General features: G+C 66.7%; 1 protein-coding gene. It reads left to right on the top strand.

All coding sequences use genetic code 11. From position 1 onward, the window contains the following. The coding region (locus tag Q0627_RS13985) for a DUF2804 domain-containing protein (protein ID WP_298810794.1) at positions 1 to 995 on the top strand (995 nt) is incomplete at its 5' end. Positions 996 to 1,580: the final 585 nt, after the last annotated feature.

Genomic DNA, 1,580 nt, shown 5'->3' with positions numbered 1-1,580 from the left:
TCGACCTGTGCACGCCCGACGGCAGACGGCTGAACCGTGCCGCTCTCGGCTGGTCACGCCGACCGCTGCACCGGGCGAACCTGGATGGCTGCTTCGGTATCAACAAGCGCTGGGACTACTGGGCGATCCTCGCCGGTGACCTCGTCGTGTCGTCGGTCTACGCGGACATCGACCACTTCGGTCTGGCCGACGTCTGGTGGGCCGACCTGGCCGCGGGAACAACAGGAGGCAATGGGATCATCACGACCGACCGTGGTGCACTCGTCCTGCCGGACCGCCCCGGGACCACTCCGCTTCGCGTCGAGCGCGACGGCTTCGCGCTGGAGATCGTCGATGAGCCCGGATCGACGCGCCTTCGCGCCTCGTGGACCGAGCACGACGGGACACCGGGCGCACTCGACGTGTCGATCGAACTGCCCGAGGGCCACGAGTCGCTCAACGTGGTGATCCCGTGGAGTGACGAGCGGTTCAACTACACCTCCAAGCACCAGGCCCGACCTGCCACCGGCCAGCTCACCGTCGGCGACCGGCACTCGGAGATCGGCGGTGGTAGCTCGGACGCGTGGGGCGTGCTCGACGTAGGGCGTGGGCGCTGGCCATCGGAGATCACGTGGAACTGGGGTGGCGGCGCCGGACGGTGCGGCGCGCACGTCGTCGGGTTGCAGTTCGGCGCGAAGTGGACGGAGGGTTCGGGCTACACCGAGAACGGCCTGATCGTCGACGGCCGACTCACCAAGCTCGGCCGCGAGCTCGACTGGTCCTACGACTGGGACGAGCCGCTCAGCCCCTGGCGCGCGGTCGACCCCGGCGGACAGCTCGATGTGACGCTGCAGCCCCGCTACGACAAGCACACGAAGCTCCCAGGACGCGACCAGGGATCGGAGACCCACCAGGTCTTCGGAACCTGGTCGGGCCGCCTTCGCACCGACGACGGTATCGAGATCGAGATACACGACATCCAGGGCTTCGCGGAAGAAGCACGCCAGGAGTGGTGAACGATCGGCGAGGTCGGGGTTCAACCGGTAACGGTGCCCACGCGTGGTCGCCGTCAGCCGCGATCGCCCGATAAGTCCACAGTCTCGCCGGGCAGACCGCCGGCCCAAGGACAGGCTCGAAGAGCAAGGCCGGTCAGGGCAACCTGCGTGTAGTTCCCCGGTGTCGCCAATGCTCTCGTGGCATGCGCCCGGGCCATTGCCTTCTTCGATTGGCTTCGCTGGGCGGAAGGCGGCCGGGTGGAACCCGACGATCGGCCGAAGTCGTCGAGCCGTCGGCGTCACGGACGCCTCCGGCAACAGCCGCACGGTTGTTGCTGGTCTCGTCGCCGGCCCGTCTAGGAGGGCCTCACGTTTCTACTGTTCCTTCTACTGTGCGGCGCGGTACAGGGGTATACGCATTGGCACGGCCGGAGTATCATGAGCCGTGAAAGACCTGCTCAAGGGCACTATCTGGTACGTATTGGTACGGGTTGACTCATAACCTGAAGGTCGCAGGTTCAAATCCTGCCCCCGCCACCAACTTCGGTACGAAAGCCCAGGTCGCTGACCTGGGCTTTCGCCGTTGAGGAGGGCGTTCTACCGGGT

This window comes from uncultured Gordonia sp. (assembly GCF_937858515.1).
Lineage (GTDB): Bacteria > Actinomycetota > Actinomycetes > Mycobacteriales > Mycobacteriaceae > Gordonia.
Note: the sequence above shows the minus strand (reverse complement) of the source record. Positions and strands in the feature narration are given on the sequence as shown.